Source organism: uncultured Dokdonia sp., from assembly GCF_947492535.1.
Taxonomy (GTDB): Bacteria; Bacteroidota; Bacteroidia; order Flavobacteriales; family Flavobacteriaceae; genus Dokdonia.
In genome coordinates this window covers 315,596-338,008 of the sequence record NZ_CANLNH010000005.1, presented here as the reverse complement: position 1 = coordinate 338,008, position 22,413 = coordinate 315,596, and the positions used below count along the sequence as shown (strand labels likewise).

The following is a 22,413-nucleotide window of genomic DNA, read 5'->3' as shown; positions in this document are numbered from 1 at the left end:
CTGATAAATCTTAAAGCCTTGCATACAACAAGTTACTAATTATACGTATTTTTAACAAAACTTGTGCAACAGACACAATGTATAAAAACAATTGCGGTTTAGTGCTTAATCAAAGGTCGTTGCGTGTTTGCTACGTCTGAATTTCCTTCGGAAATTCCTCGCACGTAAACCCGCAACTATTCTTATACTAGACCGTTATACACAATAAGAATGAGAACATTAAATAAAATAGTACTATCAATTTCACTGTGTTGTTTCTGGACGATATCGATCGCACAGACTCAAAAAGATTATGGCATTTGCTATAGCCTTGAAGATGCATTCTCGCATAAAGAGGAGGTTCATACTTTAAGATTGAGAAACAATAAGAAGTTAACCGAAATTCCATCTGAAATCGGACAATTAAAAAACTTGAAAATTTTGGATGTTTCAGGAACTAACTTATCACATTTACCTGAAGAAATATCAGAATGCAAGAATTTAGAAGAGATTACAGCAAATGCTTCAAAATTCAAGTCTATCCCAAATTCAATAGGAGATTTAAATAAATTAAAAATCTTAAATTTTAGTTATAACCAAATTGAGATAATCCCAAATTCAATATCTAATTGCATTAACCTTGAAAGATTATCATTAGGTGGTAATAGAATCAAAACTATTCCAGAAGGATTCGGGGAACTAGAAAATGTTGGTTTTTGTGATCTCTCAAGAAATGAATTGACAGAGTTTTCTCTTGAGCTAACAAAACTGAAAAGCGTTTACAATTTATGGCTACACGAGAATCAAATTGAATTAATACCTGTAGAAATTGAAAACCTTAAGAAACTAACTCATCTATTAATAGATGAAAAGGAAATTAAGAATTTGGAAAAGATAAAGAAGATTCTACCAGAACTGAGAATAATAGATGAAGATTAAAAAGTGTATTACACAATGTAAAAATGCATTAAAATGCATTTTACAATAACCGTTAGGCTTTATTTGAGAAAAAATATGAATATACCGAAATTCTTATTTCATTATTATGAACTCGACAACGGACCATTCCGAAATATTACCGAATATGGTTATGAAAAAGCTAAAAAAATCCAAAATCAAATCTCGAAAGGTTGGAATAGCAAAAGACCTGAAAATTATATTGAATTAAGGTTAGCGTTAGAAAAGAGAATTAAGGAACAATTAATCTCAAAAGGTGGAAAACCTAACAGAAATGACCCATTTTATTTTACATTGGGGAAATGTGATTGGGCAAAATCTTGGTATGTGAATCCTGGTGTTATAAAAATTCCTTTAACCGACTTTAAACCTGAACATATAAGTTTTACTTATCCAGATAGTATGGTCTCATTTCAATTTTACGATGAGCCAAAACTCGCAACTTATAGAAAAGATTGTAACGGACAAGTTTTCTTATTGGACGAAATGAATGACCTAATAAATAATTACGGAGTCCCATCGGATGAAAAATGTAAAACAGAAGAAAGGTTTAAATATGACAAATACATTGAAGTCCAAGTATGGGATGATGAAATAATAAATAAATACAAAAACAAAGCCTAACACAATATATAGAAAATAGGGCGATTGGTGTTTAATCAAAAGGTTATTGTCTATTTGCAAAATCGCCAAATCTTTTGATTTGGTATTAAGAAAAAAAATAAAAACAAAAAATAAAAATTCGGCTCTGTGTTAACCCGAAAAGTTAGTGTCTTTTTGCACGCTACGTTTCATAAACAAGTCCATTATGTGTAATGAAACAATCAAAAAAACCGAAAATGTAAAAAAACCAATTAATGAAATACTTATTTCTTATTGCTATTTCTTTGCTGAGCATTGCCTGCAATACCAAAAATAAAGGTCAGAAAAAGTTAAATTTTGTGGAGCTTGACTTTCATTTTGATACAGAGTCAAATGAGATGCCGTACAATTTTTCTTCATATTGGGATACCATTCCTACAATGGTAGATAGAACAGCATGGGAATTTGCCAAAATCGGAAACATAGAAAGGATGCATGAGATTTGGGATACGAAAGAATCAATTGAAATTGGACTTACGCAGGAACAACGAGATAGTTTTGGCCTCTACAAAGCAATGGATGCAATAGATTACATATTGAATGAAGCTGAAGAGCACCAAGTAGTCATCATAAATGAAGCTCATCAAATGCCCCAACATCGAATTTTTACCACTCGACTACTTGAAGGACTCAAAAGAAGAGGCTTTAAGCACTTAGGAATGGAAGGATATTTTAATACGCCTCAAGCAGATTCAATTATGCAAGCCAATGGTTATCCTATTCTTGATTCTGGATATTTTACACAAGAACCTCAATTTGGCAATTTAATAAGAACTGCCTTTGATATGGGGTTCAATATATTTGGGTACGAAAGCAGTGGACATAATAATGGGAAGGAAAGAGAAATTAATCAAGCCCGGAATATTGAATCCTATCTAAATCGATACCCCAACGAAAAGATATTAATTCATTGTGGATTTGATCATGTGTACGAAGGAGATATGCCTAACAATTCCATGGGCTGGGGAAAGGCGATGGCAGGGAGATTGACGGAATTTACAGGAGTTGACCCATTAACCATAAGTCAGACAATTTATTCTGAAAAGGGTAATAGGGATTACGAAAACTCGTACTATCAGATTACAGATCTAGAAAGACCTAGTGTTTTTGTCAATGAATCTGGTGAGCTATTTGGTCAGCAACGAAAGGAAGCTTCTCTTGATTTACCTCCTATGGGCACATTCAGGTATGACATAGCAGTTTTCCATCCAAGAAGTAAAAAGTATGATCGTCCGCAATGGATGGTGTATGGTGATCGTAAAGAAGTGGAACTATCATTTGTTGAAGAAAATATCCAATGCCCATGTTTGGTACTTGCCTACAAAAAAGGTGAGAAAGTCGGCAAAGCCGTTCCTTATGATATACAAGAGACGGATGACAAGAAGGTTACATTAGTTTTGGATAAATCCGACTTTGAAATTGTCATATTAAATCAGAAGAATATAGCCCTAAAAACTGAATTTAACTAGGCATCATAGCAAAACTTTATTTCCAAATAGATAACCAAAAGATCTTTATAGGATGGGAGATATGGTAGAATAGATGAATTAATCCAAATGAAGAATAGAGTCACCACACATAACACGGCATGATCAGAGAATGGCTCGTACCTCACCACTCTCGATATACCCGAACCGCTATACCAAATTATTAAATACCTGAAAATCGAATGGGGAATGAAAATTTCGAATTGTTTAATAACTTAACGAAATGTATTGAGGATAAAACTTACTCTTCTCTAGAAGCGAAGAAAATAAATAATGAATACTATCTTATTATTAATCTTCCTGAAAAATCAGTAGTATATGTAAATAGATTCGGAAAAAGAAAAAAGTATCAGTACTTATGGCAAATAACTAATTGGTTAAAAGAAAAGTTTGATATCCAAAAAGATGAATTAATTATATCTTGACAAAATACTTTCTATTGACAGTATATAAAAACGAAACGCTCTACAACACGATATATGTGATCATAGCAGCTAAGTGACCGATCGATTAGCTATTGTATATTTGGTAAGGTGCAATACTTCCAAAATGGAAAAGTTAGCAATTAATGCACAAAAAAATCGAAGGTTTGGTAACAATTTGCTCTACTACGACACATATATTAAAAGTACCATACATTTGAGAAAACTGTTTAGCATATTGATTTTGACTTTTATTTTGACCTCTTGTCACAATGAAAAAAAATTGAACGGAACTTGGATATCATCCTATAAGTTTTCTAACAATGATTCTATTAAAGAGTATGTTGTTGGAGATTTTTCTTTTAACCAATTGATTACTTTCGATAACGGGACTTTTAATATTAAAAAATTTAAATACGATTCTTATGAAAACGAACAGATTGAAAAATTCGAATTAAAGGGAAACAGTTTTATAATTGCTGGAAACAAAGACTTTAATTCTGAAATAATTGACCCATTGACAAAAGACAGTTTTGTATTGAAAAATTTTAATCAAAACAGAGTTTATAAGCGATTAGTTGATTCATTGAAAAATAAATCTACTGGTTTAAAGTTGACTGGAAAAAAGTACGTTAGGAAATTTAGAAAATGGACTGATACTATTCAATTTATAAATGACTCTGTCTATGTGAGTAATTCTTGGAAATTTGGAGATTCTGACCATTTTATGTGGGAACGAATAAACCATAATGGATTTGATATATTATTTACCGAAAATTATGCCCCTTTTGTATTAAAGAAGCAAATCAAAAATAAAATTTATGTGTCGGTTTTTGGAAATAAAAAGGAAGATTATATTTTAAAAGAAATTGAATAAAAACATGTGGTAACCTCTTGTATAATTCATTACTAAGTCCTTTAAGAGTCATTCGAAGTTGCTGCCGAAATCTCAAACATTTATTCCCTTTTTGCTAACTTAGTACTCAAACGCAACGAAATCTAATACAAAGATGTTGTACTACATATGAAAAACCCAATTCTGACAGAATATGACAAGTGGATCTCAATAGATGACATTGAAGTTTTAAATCACGGACTGAATTGGAGCAATTGGATTGACACATATCCTTGCAAAGGGAAATGGGAAATAAAATTATCAGACCATAACAATCTTAACAGAGAGATAAAAATTTTTATGCCCGCTTCTGAATGGGATCAAAAAGATAATTACGGATTTTGGAGAGTCTACAGCGGACGAATAGAATTCACAAAAACTGAATTATTGATTTGGCAAAATGAAAAAACCCCAGTTAGAATAAATTATATTGAAACTGAATCTGAAATTGAATTGACAATTTTCAATAGACCAATAAAATTCAAAAAAAATATGCAGTACAACAATTTATAACCGCAATTACGGCGGATTCGACTATATCCGAATCTACTCGGAATTGCTAAGGTCTGAGCTAAACCGAAAATTAACGCATGTTAACCCGTAACTGACTGTTATACGAGACCGTTAGCATTAATTAAAAAAGACAAATGTCATATCAATTAGAAAAAGGCTGTTATACAGGAATAATAAAAAAAAGCCTACAAACTGAAAACGTATTTATTAGTTCAACACGGTTTACTACTAACCAAAATGAAGGTGGTCTTCATAGTCATAAAAACCCAATTATTACTTTTATTTATCAAGGAGGAGATATTGAATTCAGAGAGAAAAAATCTTATGAGAGAAAAGCAGGAGAATTCTTTTTTTATCCTTCTAACCAACCTCACAAAACCGAATTTCGTAAAGAATTTTCACAAAACCTCAATATAGAATTTGAAGAGTTTAGTTTTTTGAAAGACTATCTTACTAGCTCACAGATTTTATCTTCAATAAATAATATTGATGCTAAATTTCTAGCTCTAAAATTACTCCAAGAGCTTCATATAAATGATTCTTTAAGTTCAAATTCAATTGACTTACTTGTGTTTGATTTAATATCTAGCTCTCTAAAGAATCAAAACATACATAAACCAAAATGGATTGAGACTCTTTTCGAATTACTTAATGACAGATGGCAAGAACAAATTTCACTTTATGAACTATCTATTATTATTGGTGTGCATCCAGTAACTATTTCAAAGCAGTTTAGAAAATACTTTAATTGTACTTATGGAGAATACATGAGGAAATTAAAAGTAAAAAACAGTATTGACTTAATTAAAAATTCAAACTTACCTCTTATAGACATAGCATATCATTGCGGTTTTGCAGACCAAAGTCACTTTTCGCGAAATTTTAAGCAGTTTACAGGCTTCCTTCCTAGCGAGTTTCGTAATCTTTAGATAATGCTAATCTCATTCTATTATAAGATTATTCTTTCATTTATATTTACCAAAATAATAACTTCAATATGAAAATTATAATCTTGCTTTGTAGTTTAATGTTTTGGAATATTTCTATTTCTCAAAATATAATTGAACTTCCGAAATTTCAATCAATTGAAAGCAATATAGAGGCCTCTATCGAAATCGTAAAATCCAAAGAATCTAGAATAGAAATTTTAAATCAAAAAAAACATAACGAATTTTTAGATTGGCAAGTCCTAGATGACAAACTCACGCTTAAAGTCAAAGAACAATATGAAAATTTAGATTTGAAAAATATTCTCATAACTATTTATACATCAAATATTCAAGAACTCGTAATAACCAACAGAGCAGATATTTCTATGAGCTCTACATTTTCGACAATGAACACACTTTCCGTTATTTCAGAAAACGGAGCAAATGTAGATTTAACTAATATTGTTTTTAACACTCTTATCATCTATAAAGATTCTGAGAGTGACATTAAATATAAATCAGTTAATACATTGATTAATAATAAAAAGCCTCACAAATATTAATTATTTCATGAAATACTTATACAGCTTCTTTTCTGTTTTTTGCATATTATTTTCTTGTAATGACAATAAAAGTAATATATCAATAAAACCAATAAATAATTCCACTATTGATTCTTTAATACTAACTACTTTCAATAGAGGTCTTTTCAATGGAAGTATTCTTGTGGTAAAAAATGATAGTATTATCTATAAAAATAGCTTTGGATTTACCGATGGTTCTAAAACAAAAGAATTAAAACCAAATATGGTTTTTAATATTGGTTCAATTTCAAAAGAGTTGAGTGCTGCTAGTATTATGAAATTAGTAGAAGAAAATAAAATAAATCTAGACGATAAAATCTCAAAATTCAATTTAGGGTTACCTAGTAGTTGGGCTGAAAAGGTGAAAGTAAGTCATCTTCTAAATTACTCAAGTGGTTTACCTAAATACAATTGGGACAGAGTTAGAACTAACGATGATGTTTACACTGATTTAAAAAATATTAAAGAATTGGAATTTGAACCTGGAACCAATTTCTTCTATAGCAATAATAACGTTTTTATTAGAAAATTAATAATTGAACATATTTCAAGATTGTCTTTTAATGAATATGTTAAAAAACATATTTTAATCCCATTGAAAATGGAAAACACGTTTCTTTCACCTGTTAAAGAAACTTCTCAATTTGCTACAGGGTTTAACAATGAAGGCATCAACTATAAAGAAATCTATCAAATGGATGGTGGAACTTATACAACACCTGAAGATTTATACAAATGGATTCAAGGATTATATGCTGAAAAAATTATATCAACTGAATCAATACAAATCTTGGCTACACCTCTAAAACATAAAAATGCTAATCAATCATCTCTTGGCTTCACTAATGTTAAAAATGGTATTATTAATAGACATCAAGCTTCAGGTTCAAACGTTGATTATGAATCAATAGTAGATTATAATTTGGAAAATGGTCTTACCACTATTCTTTTGACGAATAATAAAAATTATAAACTATGGGAGTTAAATCGCGCAATTAATGCAATATTAAACAACCAGAGTTTCAATATTCCAAATAAACAAAATTGATCTCTAAGAAGTATAAGATTAATTGCTAGTTCTAGCCTACTTACGAAAGTCCTTGCGAACTTTATATCTGTGATTTATTTGCTAAATTTAGTGCTTAAACCAAGTAACTAATCTTATACAATCACGCTGTAGTCAACTAAATAAAACCATATAAAAAAAATCATATTATTACTTTTAATCTTTTGTTCATTACATACAATTGGACAAGAAAAACTGCAAATCGAAATTGATAATCCTGAACCCAGAGTTGGACAAAGCGTTACTTTTTCAATAAATATTGATTTTCTAACAGACTATTTCAAAAAAGAATTAGGTGAAAATATTGATTTCACTCGCTCCACTTCGATTTTTGGAATGCAATCAGATGACTTTCAAAGAGTAATTATTTTTAAAAAAGCAAAAAAATATAAAATTGGACCATTTGATTTTGAATTTAATGGCAAAAAATACACAACGGAAACGATTGAAGTACAGGTTCTCCCAAAACTACCGATGGAAAATGGGCTTTGGTTAAGAAAAACAGAATTTGATGGTCAACAGTATCTTATTCTAGAGCAGTTGATAAGCAATCAATCCAATAAAACGAATAACGAAAGCGGAGGATACTCTCACACTATTGGAGGAGTAAAACCCGAGGGCAAAGAATTTGCTAATTTAAAGGAAGAATTAACAGAAGGAATTGAATTAAGTAATTATAGTTCATCCTCAAATACGCTAAGACCAGAAGGAGCAGGTCTTTTTGATGTAGGTTTTTCATATTCAATCAAAAAGTATAAAATCATATTTGACAATAGCTTTAGTGGTGAATATTTAATCTCAGAAAAAGATATTGAAAACTTACCTGAGATATTTGAAATAGAAAAAATTGAAATAAAAAAATAACTGATTACAACAATGCTATACACCTACTTCTGAAAACCCTCACAGATTTTCTATTCGGTATGTATTTGCTGAATTAATTACTAAAACACACAACGAAATCACAAACAAATCGTTGTTCCACATTAGAAAAAACGAACATTGAGAAAAATTCACCTTCTGACTTTAATACCATTAATCTTGCTTTCTTGCCAAGAAAAAACGGAATTGAGGACTGATTTAAAACCAATCTATTCAGATTACAAAAACACACTACAAAGAAATAACCTTTATGGAAAAGTTAAAAAAATAGAATACTTCAAAACAACTTTTCAAAACACAGACAAGGAAGATAAATCTGTACTAAATAAAATAGAAGAATACACAGATTTTGGGGAATTGAAAAAAGCAGAATACTTTGATAATCATGGCGAACTTTTACAAACGAATGTTATAGATTATAATGAAAATAAAAAGTTTATAAAAAGTATTTCATTTAGCAAATCAAACAATACTAATATCCTTCAAACTGTTGAATATGATTCCATAAAAAACACGAGTGAACTAAATGTATTTTTAAATGATACAATTGACCACAAAATGATTTCTTATTTTGGGAGAAATGATTATCCAATAAAACAAGTTACTATTAAAGGAAATGATACAACCGAAGTTAATTTTGAATATGATTTTGACAATAACAATAAAATAAAGTCTGCAACACAAAAAGAAAAAGGGAATAAAAAGTCAATGACATCTAATCTATATAAATATGACAATAACAATAATCTTGTTGAATCATCATATAAAACAGAATGGCTGGAAATGATAAGTGAAACAGAATGGAAAGATGGAAGAATTTTAAAACAAACCTCTTATACCATAGCAGCGGATTTAAAAAAGTATACTGATAACATCACTGAATTTGACATTTTATATAATCCTATCAATGAAAAAATCTATGAAAATTCAGAATTAAATCGAGAATTAGAATATGACTATGAATTTGACCAATTTGGGAATTGGATAAAAAGAACTGTTTCAATGAAAGAGTATTTTGCAAAATCTAACAAATTCATACCGATTTATATTGAGACAAGAAAAATAAAATATTGGAAATAAAAAGTATATACGCCCTGTTCTCGCTAGTTTAAACATGGTGTCTTATAAACAAAATATACTGTTTCTCGCTTCAAATACTCGTAAATACCTTTTGCTACGCTCAGTACAAACTTCTTCATCACTACGTTTCTTGAAAGCGTATAAACCATAATTATCAATCAAATATATCAGAAGAAAATAGTTCCATTTTTTAGAGTATCTTAACAACTTTCTTGGCGCAACCTTAATAATTCCGAATATTTACTATTTTAGTTGATTTAGGTTCCTATTAATAAACCATCGAATAGTTAAATACATGGACAACATACCCAAAAAAGGCTTTAAGGGATTAATTGAAAATTGGCAAAATGACTTAATAGCAGCGGTAAGTGTTGCACTCATTGCATTACCCCTTTCATTAGGTATTGCTTTGGCTGCAGGAGCACCAGCAATGTCAGGTATCTTTTCAGCAATTATTGGTGGTGTGGTGACAACTCTTTATCGAGGTGGACACATATCTGTCAACGGACCTGCAAAAGGAGTTATCGGGGTCATTCTTTTAGGTATTGTACTAATGGATGATGGTTCAGGTCAAGCCTTTAATTATGTATTGGCTGCGGTGGTAGTTTCAGGTGCTCTTCAAATGGTATTGGGGGTATTGAAATTAGGCCGATTAGCAGATATCTTCCACTCTTCTGTGATTCACGGTATTTTGGCAGCTATTGGAATTATCATATTTGCAAAACAGATCCATGTTGCCATGGGTACGCATTCTGATAGCCCTAACATTATACAAAACTTGATCGATGCAGTTGTATATCTACCTCAAGCCAATCCATTTGTCGTGATTATTGCCTTGTCGGGATTACTTTTATTACTATTTCATTCTAAAATTAGTAATCGATTTTTCCATTTATTACCTGCACCTATGTGGGTCATAGCCCTTTCCATTCCTTTTGTATATACCTTCAATTTCTTTGACGAACATACGCTTTCATTCTTTGGAAAAGCATATGAGGTTGGACCTCAACTATTGTTGGACATTCCTGACACGATTACGGATTCTATTATGCATCCTAACTTTAGTAAAATTAATACTATCGAATTCTGGACAACCGTATTTTCTATTTTGATTATAACAAGTATTGAATCCTTAGCCATTGCAAAAGCAGTTGATAAAATTGACCCTTATAAACGAAAGACAGATTTGAATAAGGATTTAACAGGTATTGGATTGAGTACAGTGGTAGCGGGTCTGATTGGGGGTTTACCAATTATTGCTGTGATTATTCGAAGTACGGTCAATATTCATAATGGAGCAAAGACAAAGTGGTCTAACATGTATCAAGGACTTTTATTACTCCTTTTTATTGTAGTATTGAGTCCAATAATGAGACAAGTACCACTATGTGCTTTTGCTATTTTACTCGTATATACAGGATTTAAATTAGCATCGCCATCAGTCTTTAAGCAAGCATATAATCAAGGGACTGAGCAACTCATCTTCTTCATTGCAACGATGATTTTAACCCTATACACTAATTTATTAATTGGTTTACTTGGAGGATTATTATTAGCACTCATTATTCACATGTTATTGGCGAAACTGTCCATCCCACAATTTTTTAAAATGGTGTATCGCTCACGTACAAAATTAATAAAGCGACCAGATGACACGTTTGATTTAAAAATTAGAGGGATTGCTAATTTTTTAGGAATTATAAAAATCGACAAATTAGTAGCTCAAATTCCTTCGGGAGCAGATGTTAATATTGATTTATCAGAAACAAGATTGGTAGGTATGACCTATATGGACTACCTGGTAGAATACTTAAAAACACAAAGAGCGACAGGCGGTAAGGTCTTTATAACAGGATTGGATTCACATGTTTCTTCATCTACCTATAATAGGGCTTTAAAAATTAGTTTGACTAGTTCTTCTGCTAAGTTATCACAAAGGCAAAAACGATTACGAAATTTAGCCACTGAGAAAAATTATCAATACACGAGTCAAATAGATTGGAATACAATTTATTTAAAGAAGTTTCACTTTTTCGAAATTAGACCCATTGAACGCAAATACAATTCTCTCAAAGGGACCTATGAAGGTTCAGAGGTATCTTGGGAAATTTCAGATATCACATTTAATGAAGGCCAGGCTTTTACAGCGGAAACATTTAATACAACGCTAATGGTCTTAAAATTGAATAAAAAAATACCTGTTTTTACGATGGAAAAAGAAGGGGTATTAGAAAAAATATTTGATCGGGTGATGGCATTTACAGGCTATAAAGATATTGATTTTAAGATGTACCCAGATTTTTCTAAAAAATTTCTGCTTATGGGGAATAATGAAGCTGAAATTCGATCATTTTTTACGGATGAAATCATTCGTTTTTTCGAAAATCATCAGATTTATCATTTAGAAAGCAACGGCGAGGCACTAATCGTTTTTAATAAAATTAAATTGGCTCGTACAGATGAAACCATTGCATTTATAGACTATGGTAAAGAATTGGCCACACTCTTGGATGCAAAATAATACACTAATTGAAGTTTAAGAGCTGCAAATAGAAACCTCTACAAGCAATGTTTATAGAAATGGGAACAATAGCATACACAAAAAGAATGGACTACGTTTCCTAAGATATAGTGAGAAAGCAGTCCCCAGCTAGTTCTTATTGTAATTAATGCTCTATTAAAAATACGCTATTTCACATTGTAATTACTGTTATATACGCTTTCAAGGAATGCAATGACGTAGAAGTTTATGCTGAGCGTAGTCGAAGTACGAAAGCGTACTCAAAAATGTTTCAACGAGTTTGAGGGAATATGCAATAAGAGTCCATAAAGTATTAAAAATCAACTTAAATTTGTGAATACTATCGCCTATTTTGAGGCCTCTATATAATGTATTGTTCTAGCAAAATCTTAGATCTATGAAAAGAATACTTCTATTTTTTTTGACCTTCGCTATGGTTCAAATGACACTTGCGCAAAATAATTTTCAAAAAGCGCTTCATACGATAACGATTGCTACCAAAGAAAACGTGCGTGTCCCATTTTCTGATACATCGGGTAATAGTGTAGAATTTCCTATTTCTATTATTAAAGGGCAAGAAGAAGGACCTGTATTTACAATGATTGCTGGTGTACATGGCTATGAATATCCTCCTATTGTAGCGACGCAAGCACTTCTAAAGGAAATAGACCCCATGAAACTTAAGGGGACTCTTATTATCATTCCTATTGCTAATAAAGGCTCCTTTTATACACGCACCCCTTTTATAAACCCTCAAGACAACAAAAACTTAAACAATGCATTTCCTGGTAAAAAAGATGGAAGTATCACTGAGCAAATAGCCTATTTTATAACAACACATATTATTTCAGAGAGTGATGTTGTTTTGGATATACACGGAGGAGATGCTTGTGAAGATTTAATTCCATTTGTTTGTTATTATGATAATCAAAAGAAACCAGATAAGACGGCACTGGCAAAAAAGCTTTCTGAACAAAGTGGATTTGAGTATGTAGTTTCCTATCCGTATACGATCACAGAAAAAGACCCAGCAAAGTATACATTCAAACAAGCTGTTCAAGATGGAAAAACGGCCTTGAGTATTGAGTGTGGTAAATTAGGAAATGTACAAGAAGAAAATGTAGCCCTCATAAAAAAAGGAGTTTTCAATATGTTGGAGACCATGGGAATGTATACAAATGGTACGGGAGCTCATAAAAATATTATCTATCGCAATTCGCAGGTGTATATTGATTCTAGTGTCAAAGGTATTTTTTATAGTGATTATAAAGCTGGAGATCGTGTAAAGAAAGGCGATATCGTTGGATATACCACTGACGAATTTGGAAATACGTTAGAAGAATACAACGCTTCAACAGATGGGATCGTTTTATACATGCTTGCCACGCCTCCCATCAATGTAGATGATACGGTTATGTGTATCAGTTCGTATATAGAAAACTAAAACGCGTGGTTACTATTTCTATTCTTTGGTGAGTATCATTACATTATTTTTTTACTTCAATGAATGTTTTATACGCTTTCGCGAAAGCGTATACATGTATACCCATATTATCATATAATTAACGAATCCTTATACTATAATTAGGTTTTTATAGTTAAGGTATCAAGTATATTAGCACGCGTTTATGAACCATCTTTATGCCCATCGCTAAGCATCTAAATACATAACTAACTAAATTCTAACAATCATTGAATATAACACTAGGAGACATTGCGATCATTGCGAGTATCATCATAGGGTACTTTATTAGTATTGCATTAGTAACAACTTCTTTTTATAAAAGCCGTGCTAATACGTTTCTCTCTGTATCTCTATTTTTAATAAGTACGTTAGCTCTTTTAGATTTATACGCTCCAGAAAGTGGTTTTTTAAGCTTTTTGTCTTTTATCATGATGGAATTATTGATTGCAGTGACATTATGTACGTATTTCCTCATCCAGATTCAGCATGAATACCTTAAACAGAAATGGTACAAATGGTTATATGCACCTTTTATCTGCGCAGTGATCGTGGAAACTATTCTTCATTTAGATGATATTTTTCATTTATATGATTCACTTTTTGCTGAAGTTGTGTTTATAGTAAAAGATATCGGGACCTTACTCTTTAATATATTTTTAATCTTTTGGAGTAGACATTTAATAAAAAAATCCAATACGATCTCAGGAGACAAAAAACGATGGTTACTCCGTTTTAATCTCTTTATGATTATCATTGTGATTTGTTGGCTGTTCTCTAGTATAGAATTTTATACATTTAATTCAGAACACATTACAGATTCCATCTGGATTCTTGTTTCTTTTTTATTGTGGTGGATCTTGTACTATGGGATATTCAAACTACAAATTGTAGTACAAAGAGACGAAATTCATGAGTATCTGGTTTTGAAAAAACCAGATACTTCATCACCCAAAAAGAAAACCAATTCAACAACGACTTCCAAAATCATTCCTCAACTATATGCCTTAATGGAAGAGGAAGAAGTATACAAAGATCCTTTATTAAGTAGATTAGATCTAGCCAAACGATTAGGAACCAGTGAAGGGAATATCTCTCAAATTATCAATCAAGAGCTCCATAAAAGTGTGATTCAATTTGTAAACGAATACCGAATTGAAGCTGCAAAAAAAGGATTGCACGATCCTGTATTTCATAAGTACTCTGTAGAAGCCATAGGTATGGAAGCTGGCTTTAAATCAAAGAGTGCTTTCTATAGTGCTTTCAAAGCTAGTTTAGGCATGTCTCCAGGAGCCTATAGAAAACTCCAAAAAATGTCCTAATTCGTATCGCACTGCTATTTTAGTACATCTCAAGGTCAAAAATTACCTTTTTACTTCTTTGACACCTTTAGTTTTACAGCTATAAATCAAAAAACGTAATTAATGAGAAAACGACTATTCATAACTGCCTTTACAGTTATAGGACTAATCACTATGAATGCGCAAGAACTAAAATTTGGCGCTAAAGCTGGTTTAAACTTTGCAACCATTACTAACGATGCTGAAAATGAACTTGATATTACTACAGATATTGTTTTTGGGTTACTTGTAGAAGTTCCTATTTCAGAAAAAATTTCTTTCCAACCCGAATTGATGTACTCAGGTCAAGGGTCCTCATCTGCTATTCTTACCTATCTCAATGTTCCTTTGATAGGGAAATATTATGTAGTAAAAGGATTAAGTCTAGAAGTAGGTCCGCAAATAGGTTTTTTACTTTCTGCAGAAGATACTGATACAGATGCAGATATAAAAGACGTATTTACAAACGTAGACCTTAGTATGAATTTGGGAGTAGGATATACGCTTAACAACGGACTTTTCTTTAATGCCAGATATAATCTAGGACTCTCTGATATAAGTACTGTGGATGGAATTACTACTAAAAATCGTTTCCTTCAGGTAGCTGTTGGTTACTTCTTTTTCTAATTAAAAATCAAATGATGATGTTCAAAACAACAAACAAACAACTCCTTTTTATAATGATGAAAAAAGGGTATCTATGGGTTCTTTTATTATGTATGTTCTCTTGTGAAAATGATGATGACACAACTCCTACTCCCTCATCAGGAGATTCCATCAATGGCACGTGGTTTTCAGCTGAAAAAGGATATATTTTTGAATTTACAGAGGGTAACGATCTATTCTATAATGTAAATTCCGTAGGATGTGTCCTTCAAGATGATAATTTTGTCATCGAAGATTTCTTCGGATTTACATTAAATCAAACAAGTGAAAACGAGCTCGTTGCTTCCTCTGATCTATCAGACATAGATGTCGTATTTACCCGACTCCCTGAACAAAACCCATTCTGTCTATCTGACCAGATAGCTATGACGGATGATCCACAGGTGAATTATGACCATTTCTGGAATATTTTTAATGACTACTATGCTTTTTTTGAAGCTCGGAATATTGACTGGTCACACTTTGAAGGCCTGGGAGATATAGTCACTAATGAAAACCTATATGATATTATAGAAGAAGTAGCTTTAGTGTTACAAGACGGTCATGTAAGCATATATGATGAGCAACTAGGTATTGAAATTGAATCTGGAGATGTCAGATTGTTAGAGAGATTGAATACAAATTTAAGCGGAGATTTGATTATAGAAGAAGTACAAGATTTTTATGATCTGGGCAATGAAAAAATCATTACCATAGTCACTGATTATTTAGGAGGAGCGTTTGAAATAGATGACAGAGAGAATATCATATGGGGATTCATTGACAATGATACAGGATATATCAATATCATTACCATGCAAGGATACGGTACTGATTTTAATAATGAGTTGTCATCATTAAATACTCTTTTAGATACCATCATGGAGGATCTTGCTGCCGCAGGAATTTCTAAGCTCGTACTGGATCTCCGTTTTAATGAAGGAGGTATTGATACGGTAGCCCTAGATATCGCTTCTCGTTTTATGGATCAAGAACGATTATCTTACTTCAAAAAAGCACGATTAGGAGATACTTTTACAGAAAATACTGCTTTCTCAATAGAACCAAAAGGTAATTTTCAATTTACAGAAGATATTGTAATACTTACAAGCCCTATTACGGTAAGTGCTGGAGAGCTTTTTACATTATGTTTAAAAGATCAACCCTATGTAACTATTGTAGGAGAAAATACTGCAGGTGCTTTTTCTACAATACTAAATCACACGCTACCAAATGGTGCAGAAATAGGACTATCTAATGAAATCTATACAGACGCACAAGGAACAGTTTTTGAAATTGTAGGAATTGGTCCAAGTGATCCAGAAAACCAAATTCCTTTTTTCTCAACGTCAGATTTTGAAGAAGGTATTGATAGCGGAATAGATCGTGCGCTAGAAGTCTTAGAAAATTAAAGAAGTTACCCGCTATGTATTTTGGTAAAATAGAGATTGTTTGGTCAAGTAATATCAATCACAATTAATCTCAAAAAACGTCCTGATTTGTATCATTTTATTGTTTTAGAACGTTTCCTGACACAAAATTACCTCTGTGCTTTTTTGACACACATACTTTTACAACCATAAATCAAAAAACACACATAATGAAAAGAATATTCTTAAAAATGACACCTCCACATCGTTTTAAATACGTAGCTCACGGAATGCTCCTTGTAGTACTAACTATCGTTACTTTGTCTTGTGGTAATGATGATGAGCAAGCTACTGAAATGACTGAAACAACTACAGAAACTGAAACAACTACAGAAACTGAAACTGAAACAACTACTGAAATACCCCAAGAGATTAAAGACCTTATTTATTTCAGAGGCGATGAAAATGCACCTATCGTATTAATTAATGTCCAAGAAGGGTCAGATATAGCACTCGGAACTGATCAAGTAAATTTCATTACTGAAAATTTTAATACTACCGATATTCTTACTGTAAATGTGCATCAAGCACAAACATTAAACCCAAACATTTTAGGCGGCAATGATATTACATTAGATGAGGCGGTCACCATTAATACAGAAAGTATAGAGATACTAGATCAAGTGATTCGTTATTTTAAAGACGACGGTAGAACAGTGTATGTATTAGGCATTTCGTTTGGTGCTTTTATGACCCAAGAACTTATTGCAACAAAAGGAATAGGTATTGCTGACAACTATCTAATAATGGCAGGTCGATTAGATATTAATGACCTGATGTGGCAAGCACTAGCTGAAGGGAGGTTTGGTTTTTTTGAGAACGGAGTGACACCAGTTATAGATCCAGAACCAAGTACAGATGTGGTTGAAAGAAATATTGCTAGAATAGCAGCTGGATTAGGTATGAATCGATATACGCAACTTCTTTCTCCTATTGATGACTTATCTAAAGTAACCTACGTTTATGGAACCACTGATGACGCTGTTGGGAGTCTTACATCCGAAGAAGTTCAGTTTTTAGAATCAAAAAATGTGAACATCATTACTGGAAATGGAAATCATGACGAAACGATTACTAATTTTCTAGTGCAAGCTTTTGATGAAGCTTTTGGAATAGAATAACTAACTCAAAATAAAGAACTATACACTGGCACTTGTTTATAAATAAGTGCCAGTATACCGTTACTTCTTTAGCAACTTCTGAATAGACGTTCCTATTTCACTCGTCAATTCTATAAAATAAATACCTGTAGATAAAGAAGACACATCCAACTGATTATTCTCTACTTTTATAGTCGTTATTGACTGTCCCAATGATGTGTATATAGTAGCATTATAAATAGGTAGTTCACTCTGAATAAATACAATATGTGTAGCAGGATTCGGAAAGATAGACATGTTTGTCGCATTCACATCAGGTACAGATAAAAACTCTGGATCAAGTTGCCATACTCCATCTGTGGGTTCGACATCTGTAATGCCTTTATCTCCAACCCCTACATATCCTATTCCATTGATAGTAAATGAAAAAGGATTCTTTGACACAAAAGATGGAGCTTCTATGATATCCCATAAATCTTCAGATGGATTATAACGTGAATATAGCGTATTTGGCACACCAATATCAACGTTACCCAAACCTACAAACACCTGATCTTGAATTACAAAAACTGCTGGATTTGCTAAAACCCCTTGTTGACGAGGTGTTTTTTCTTCCCAAACATCTAAAACAGGATCATACATCCACAATTCATTTTTAGGTCCCATTTTTAGTTCTTCACCAAAAACAATATATCCTTTATCATTAACTACAAATGCTTTACTACCTCCGCCAGCATCTGGCCCAGGAAAATAAGCTCTTTCTGTCCAACTATCCGTTGTTGGATCATAGGAGGCAAAATTAATATCTTCTTCACTTGTTGGAGAAGACATTACATACCCTAGCCCATCTATGGTAAAAGAAGTAGCGTGAAAACCTGAAAAAGGAAATTCTACTCCAAAAGGATATGGAGTACGTTCTTCAAAAGTAGTGTCATCAAGATTATATTCCCATAATCTGATAGTAGATGTATTTTGATTTTCCCCTATAAGAAATATACGATCTTCGATTACAAATGGCGCAATCAAAAGTCCTAACTCTTCAGGAATATCAACAACAAATTCCCAAATATCTTCCGCTACATTATACATATATATTGAAGAAGGGAAATTAGATGGAACTGCCCCTTCTCTTACAATAACATACGCTTCATTATTTACTACAAAACTACCACTTCTAAAGGCTTCAAAAGGGAAATCGTTAAGTTGCGTCCAAGCGTCTTGTGCAAGTGCTGATAGTGATACTAAAAAGAATAATACTAGTAGTTGTTTTTTCATATATAGTATTTTGACTATGAAGATAGTACTAATTACGCTTTCGCGAAAGCGGACTTATGAGATTCACAACCAAAGAGAAAGCCTAGCGTTAAAGCCTATACAACCACTTTCTACAAGTCTATAGAAAGTTGTACAATCATAAAAGATAAAGTGTTAAAAATAATTTTAGTTGTCTAGCTAACTATTTTTATTATATATTTGCAATATGATTTATGATAATATTTATTTTCAGATCGAGCTTACAGCTCGAAAGATAAGACAGTATGGACAAAACATTCTTAGATCTCATGGCATTGATATTACTATAGAACAATGGTTAGTTTTAAATGTTATCAATGATAATGAAGCCACAAACCAAATTTATATAGGAGAAAAATTGGTAAAAGATAAACCTACTATTTCAAGAATGGTAAATCAATTGGATAAAAAAGGGTTTATTTTAAAGATTTCTTCTTCTTCCGATTCTAGACAAGTAGCCTTATCTATTTCTAAAAAAGGAAAAACACTGATTCATAATTTACAACCTATTATTGAAGGAATACGTCTTAAAGGTTTACAAGAACTATCTGAACAAGAAAATCAAACTATTAAATCAATTTTAAATAAAATTCAAAAAAATTTAGACAACTAAATTTTATTTATTTAGTTGTCTAGCTAACTATATGTAACTATTTAATTCTAAAATTATGAAAACAAAAATTTTATTCCTTCTTACAATTATGATGTTAACAGCTTGCAAATCAAACGCTCAGAATAATGCTACGAAAGACGTAAAATCAACCTTAGCGTCCTATATACACGCTGGAGATATCAATGACGCAGAAAAACTAAAGCGCTACTTACACGATGATTTTAGAGTAGTACTATATGACACAAAAAAAAATGCTACCTCTATTTTGGACAAATCAACCTATGTATCTTTTATAAAAACTAAAAAATTTGGAGGTTATAAAAGGAACATTAACTATGAAGCTATTGAATTTATCGAAGAGCATATGGTTACTATCAAGGTGACACTTACAAGTCCTGATAAACCAACATTAAAGAATTTTTATTCCCTTGTAAAATTGAAGAATGAGTGGTTAGTCATTCAAGATTATGTAACTCTAGTAAAACAATAAAGAAATCTATACTTCAGGTTTGAAAAACATATAATAAGTATAAAAATCAATAAAGGTTCGGATCTTCATCCGAACCTTTATTGATTCATTTATTTTATTACTCAAGAGCTAAACCCGTTTTAGTTACAGCTATTCTTATGACATTCACTAGTAAAATTACATACGCTCAGGCACATCAATTCCTAACAATCCAAAAGCGCTCTTAATCACTTGTGCTACTTTACCACTTAAAGCGACACGGAATGCCTTTTCGGCTTCATTATCAATCCCTAAAATCTGTACTTGCTGGTAGAAAGAATTAAACTCTTTTACCAAATCATAGGTATAATTTGCAATAAGAGCTGGGCTATGCTTTTCGGCAGCAAGTTGTATCACGTCTGGATATTCCTGTATACACTTAAGAAGTCCTTTTTCTTTAGGGTGCAAGTTAGTGATCGCTACATTTGAAGACGTAATTCCTAATTCTTTCGCTTTACGCTGTATAGATTGAATACGCGCATATGCAAATTGAATATAAGGTCCTGTATTTCCTTGAAAATCTACAGACTCTTCTGGGTTAAATAAAATACGCTTTTGAGGATCTACTTTTAAGATATAATACTTAAGTGCTGCAAGTCCTATGATACTATAAGTGTTTTGTTTTTCATCTTCAGATAAACCATCTAGTTTTCCCAATTCTTTAGCAATAGCACCTGCTGTCGTTGCCATTTCTGTAATGAGGTCATCGGCATCTACTACAGTTCCTTCACGAGATTTCATTTTTCCAGAAGGAAGATCTACCATTCCATAACTTAAATGGAATAAGTTTTCTGCCCAGTCATAGCCTAATTTCTTAAGGATTAAGAAGAGTACTTTAAAATGGTAATCTTGTTCGTTACCTACGGTATAGATCATCCCTCCTACTTCTGGATTGTCTTTAATACGTTGGATAGCAGTTCCGATATCTTGTGTCATATAGACCGCTGTTCCATCTGAACGAAGGACTAATTTTTCGTCTAGGCCTTCATCAGTAAGGTCACACCATACAGAACCGTCTTCTTTCTTAAAGAATACACCTTTTTCTAAGCCTTCGTCTATATTATCTTTTCCTAATAAATAGGTATTACTTTCATAATATAAACTATCAAAGTCAACGCCTAAGTTTTTATACGTTACAGCAAACCCGTCATACACCCATTGATTCATGGTTTTCCAAAGCGTCACGACTTCGTCATCACCTGCTTCCCATTTACGAAGCATGTCTTGCGCTGCTAGTAAAATAGGTGCCTCTTTTTTAGCCTCATCTTTTGTCTTTCCAGAAGCAACCAGTGTTTTTATTTCTTCTTTGTATTCTTTATCAAATCGTACGTAGTAATTTCCAACAAGCTTATCTCCTTTTAAGCCTGTACTCTCTGGCGTTTCGTTATTTCCAAAACGTTGCCATGCGAGCATCGATTTACAGATATGAATTCCACGGTCGTTTATAATCTGGGTTTTGTAGACCTTCTTTCCAGAGGCTTGGATAATTTTCGCGACAGCGTACCCTAATAAATTATTACGAATATGTCCTAAGTGTAAAGGTTTGTTTGTATTTGGTGAAGAATACTCCACCATGACAGCTTTGCCTTCTGGAGCTTTGGTTCCAAACTGCTCATCTGCTTGAATGCCTTTAAAGAAATCTAGGTAATAGTCATCTGCAATCACAAGATTTAAAAACCCTTTTACCACATTAAATGCAGTTACCTCAGCAACATGTTCAACAAGATACTCACCTATTTGGGTACCAATCTGTACAGGATTTCCTTTTACGACCCGTAACATCGGAAACACCACTACGGTAATATCACCTTCAAACTCTTTACGAGTTGCTTGAAACTCTACAGCAGTTAATTCTGCTTGGTATATGGTTTGAATGGCTTTTTTGACTTCAGTTGTAAGCGTTTGCTGTAAGGACATAATACGAATTTAATATACATAAGATGCCCGCTTTCACGGGCATTTCTATACGCAAAGATAATGCAAAAACAAGATACTATATGTCTATACATAGGAGGAAAATAATGCACTTACAGAAAAGTAGATATGTGGTATCAATCCCGTACAT

At 32.2% G+C, this 22,413-nt stretch carries 20 protein-coding genes; 18 read left to right on the top strand and 2 right to left on the bottom strand.

Going from position 1 to position 22,413, the window contains the following annotated elements:
* Positions 1-210: 210 nt before the first annotated feature.
* The 16 genes from Q1A60_RS09435 to Q1A60_RS09360 all read left to right on the top strand — a co-directional run bounded on the left by Q1A60_RS09435 (position 211) and on the right by Q1A60_RS09360 (position 17,955).
* Positions 211-918, top strand: a complete 708-nt coding sequence (locus Q1A60_RS09435; protein WP_299765862.1) for a leucine-rich repeat domain-containing protein — start codon at positions 211-213, stop codon at positions 916-918.
* Between the two features lie 75 nt (positions 919-993).
* Positions 994-1,560, top strand: coding sequence for a hypothetical protein (locus tag Q1A60_RS09430; protein ID WP_299765864.1), 567 nt, complete (start codon positions 994-996; stop codon positions 1,558-1,560).
* 233 nt (positions 1,561-1,793) lie between these two features.
* Positions 1,794-3,047 (top strand): hypothetical protein, encoded by a 1,254-nt coding sequence (locus Q1A60_RS09425; protein WP_299765866.1) that lies wholly within the window; start codon positions 1,794-1,796, stop codon positions 3,045-3,047.
* 567 nt (positions 3,048-3,614) lie between these two features.
* Complete coding sequence (locus tag Q1A60_RS09420; RefSeq protein ID WP_299765868.1) at positions 3,615-4,364, top strand: hypothetical protein; 750 nt, start codon at positions 3,615-3,617, stop codon at positions 4,362-4,364.
* Between the two features lie 147 nt (positions 4,365-4,511).
* Positions 4,512-4,895 carry a hypothetical protein gene (locus tag Q1A60_RS09415; protein WP_299765870.1) on the top strand — a complete coding sequence of 128 codons (384 nt, stop codon included), beginning with the start codon at positions 4,512-4,514 and terminating at the stop codon, positions 4,893-4,895.
* A 134-nt stretch (positions 4,896-5,029) separates the two neighbouring features.
* Positions 5,030-5,824, top strand: a complete 795-nt coding sequence (locus Q1A60_RS09410) for an AraC family transcriptional regulator (RefSeq protein ID WP_299765873.1) — start codon at positions 5,030-5,032, stop codon at positions 5,822-5,824.
* A 68-nt stretch (positions 5,825-5,892) separates the two neighbouring features.
* Positions 5,893-6,387, top strand: a complete 495-nt coding sequence (locus tag Q1A60_RS09405; protein WP_299765875.1) for a DUF2807 domain-containing protein — start codon at positions 5,893-5,895, stop codon at positions 6,385-6,387.
* Between the two features lie 7 nt (positions 6,388-6,394).
* A complete protein-coding gene (locus tag Q1A60_RS09400) occupies positions 6,395-7,456 on the top strand; it encodes a serine hydrolase domain-containing protein (protein WP_299765877.1) in 1,062 nt (353 codons plus the stop codon).
* A 354-nt stretch (positions 7,457-7,810) separates the two neighbouring features.
* The gene (locus Q1A60_RS09395) at positions 7,811-8,338 is read left to right on the top strand and encodes a hypothetical protein (protein ID WP_299765879.1); all 528 of its coding nucleotides are present in this window, start codon (positions 7,811-7,813) and stop codon (positions 8,336-8,338) included.
* A gap of 138 nt (positions 8,339-8,476) precedes the next feature.
* Positions 8,477-9,436 carry a hypothetical protein gene (locus Q1A60_RS09390; RefSeq protein WP_299765881.1) on the top strand — a complete coding sequence of 320 codons (960 nt, stop codon included), beginning with the start codon at positions 8,477-8,479 and terminating at the stop codon, positions 9,434-9,436.
* 295 nt (positions 9,437-9,731) lie between these two features.
* Positions 9,732-11,957, top strand: a complete 2,226-nt coding sequence (locus tag Q1A60_RS09385) for a SulP family inorganic anion transporter (protein WP_299765883.1) — start codon at positions 9,732-9,734, stop codon at positions 11,955-11,957.
* 397 nt (positions 11,958-12,354) lie between these two features.
* Complete coding sequence (locus Q1A60_RS09380) at positions 12,355-13,401, top strand: M14 family metallopeptidase (RefSeq protein WP_299765885.1); 1,047 nt, start codon at positions 12,355-12,357, stop codon at positions 13,399-13,401.
* A gap of 248 nt (positions 13,402-13,649) precedes the next feature.
* Positions 13,650-14,741, top strand: coding sequence for a helix-turn-helix domain-containing protein (locus Q1A60_RS09375; protein ID WP_299765886.1), 1,092 nt, complete (start codon positions 13,650-13,652; stop codon positions 14,739-14,741).
* 102 nt (positions 14,742-14,843) lie between these two features.
* A complete protein-coding gene (locus Q1A60_RS09370; protein WP_299765888.1) occupies positions 14,844-15,386 on the top strand; it encodes a porin family protein in 543 nt (180 codons plus the stop codon).
* 53 nt (positions 15,387-15,439) lie between these two features.
* Complete coding sequence (locus Q1A60_RS09365; RefSeq protein ID WP_300007593.1) at positions 15,440-16,816, top strand: S41 family peptidase; 1,377 nt, start codon at positions 15,440-15,442, stop codon at positions 16,814-16,816.
* A gap of 188 nt (positions 16,817-17,004) precedes the next feature.
* Positions 17,005-17,955: a hypothetical protein gene (locus Q1A60_RS09360; RefSeq protein WP_299765892.1), complete on the top strand. Its 951-nt coding sequence runs from the start codon at positions 17,005-17,007 to the stop codon at positions 17,953-17,955.
* Between the two features lie 60 nt (positions 17,956-18,015).
* Here Q1A60_RS09360 and Q1A60_RS09355 read toward each other — a convergent pair whose 3' ends face one another.
* Positions 18,016-19,209, bottom strand: coding sequence for a T9SS type A sorting domain-containing protein (locus Q1A60_RS09355; RefSeq protein ID WP_299765894.1), 1,194 nt, complete (start codon positions 19,207-19,209; stop codon positions 18,016-18,018).
* A gap of 205 nt (positions 19,210-19,414) precedes the next feature.
* Between Q1A60_RS09355 and Q1A60_RS09350 the strand changes: the two genes are divergently transcribed.
* Together Q1A60_RS09350 and Q1A60_RS09345 are read left to right on the top strand one after the other, a co-directional pair.
* Positions 19,415-19,840 (top strand): MarR family transcriptional regulator, encoded by a 426-nt coding sequence (locus tag Q1A60_RS09350; RefSeq protein ID WP_299765896.1) that lies wholly within the window; start codon positions 19,415-19,417, stop codon positions 19,838-19,840.
* A gap of 55 nt (positions 19,841-19,895) precedes the next feature.
* Positions 19,896-20,330, top strand: coding sequence for a nuclear transport factor 2 family protein (locus Q1A60_RS09345; protein WP_299765898.1), 435 nt, complete (start codon positions 19,896-19,898; stop codon positions 20,328-20,330).
* Positions 20,331-20,486: 156 nt separating this feature from the next.
* Here Q1A60_RS09345 and argS read toward each other — a convergent pair whose 3' ends face one another.
* Positions 20,487-22,265: an arginine--tRNA ligase gene (gene argS / locus Q1A60_RS09340; RefSeq protein WP_299765900.1), complete on the bottom strand. Its 1,779-nt coding sequence runs from the start codon at positions 22,263-22,265 to the stop codon at positions 20,487-20,489.
* Between the last annotated feature and the right edge of the window lie 148 nt (positions 22,266-22,413).

Excerpts from the sequence above, each read along its gene's own strand:
- Q1A60_RS09420 (WP_299765868.1), top strand. The coding sequence starts at position 3,615 with ATGGAAAAGTTAGCAATTAATGCACAAAAAAATCGAAGGTTTGGTAAC.
- Q1A60_RS09365 (WP_300007593.1), top strand. The coding sequence starts at position 15,440 with ATGATGAAAAAAGGGTATCTATGGGTTCTTTTATTATGTATGTTCTCT.
- Q1A60_RS09410 (WP_299765873.1), top strand. The coding sequence starts at position 5,030 with ATGTCATATCAATTAGAAAAAGGCTGTTATACAGGAATAATAAAAAAA.
- argS (WP_299765900.1), bottom strand. The coding sequence starts at position 22,265 with ATGTCCTTACAGCAAACGCTTACAACTGAAGTCAAAAAAGCCATTCAA.
- Q1A60_RS09425 (WP_299765866.1), top strand. The coding sequence starts at position 1,794 with ATGAAATACTTATTTCTTATTGCTATTTCTTTGCTGAGCATTGCCTGC.
- Q1A60_RS09370 (WP_299765888.1), top strand. The coding sequence starts at position 14,844 with ATGAGAAAACGACTATTCATAACTGCCTTTACAGTTATAGGACTAATC.
- Q1A60_RS09345 (WP_299765898.1), top strand. The coding sequence starts at position 19,896 with ATGAAAACAAAAATTTTATTCCTTCTTACAATTATGATGTTAACAGCT.
- Q1A60_RS09360 (WP_299765892.1), top strand. The coding sequence starts at position 17,005 with ATGAAAAGAATATTCTTAAAAATGACACCTCCACATCGTTTTAAATAC.
- Q1A60_RS09380 (WP_299765885.1), top strand. The coding sequence starts at position 12,355 with ATGAAAAGAATACTTCTATTTTTTTTGACCTTCGCTATGGTTCAAATG.
- Q1A60_RS09435 (WP_299765862.1), top strand. The coding sequence starts at position 211 with ATGAGAACATTAAATAAAATAGTACTATCAATTTCACTGTGTTGTTTC.
- Q1A60_RS09415 (WP_299765870.1), top strand. The coding sequence starts at position 4,512 with ATGAAAAACCCAATTCTGACAGAATATGACAAGTGGATCTCAATAGAT.
- Q1A60_RS09355 (WP_299765894.1), bottom strand. The coding sequence starts at position 19,209 with ATGAAAAAACAACTACTAGTATTATTCTTTTTAGTATCACTATCAGCA.
- Q1A60_RS09430 (WP_299765864.1), top strand. The coding sequence starts at position 994 with ATGAATATACCGAAATTCTTATTTCATTATTATGAACTCGACAACGGA.
- Q1A60_RS09350 (WP_299765896.1), top strand. The coding sequence starts at position 19,415 with ATGATTTATGATAATATTTATTTTCAGATCGAGCTTACAGCTCGAAAG.
- Q1A60_RS09395 (WP_299765879.1), top strand. The coding sequence starts at position 7,811 with ATGCAATCAGATGACTTTCAAAGAGTAATTATTTTTAAAAAAGCAAAA.
- Q1A60_RS09385 (WP_299765883.1), top strand. The coding sequence starts at position 9,732 with ATGGACAACATACCCAAAAAAGGCTTTAAGGGATTAATTGAAAATTGG.
- Q1A60_RS09400 (WP_299765877.1), top strand. The coding sequence starts at position 6,395 with ATGAAATACTTATACAGCTTCTTTTCTGTTTTTTGCATATTATTTTCT.
- Q1A60_RS09405 (WP_299765875.1), top strand. The coding sequence starts at position 5,893 with ATGAAAATTATAATCTTGCTTTGTAGTTTAATGTTTTGGAATATTTCT.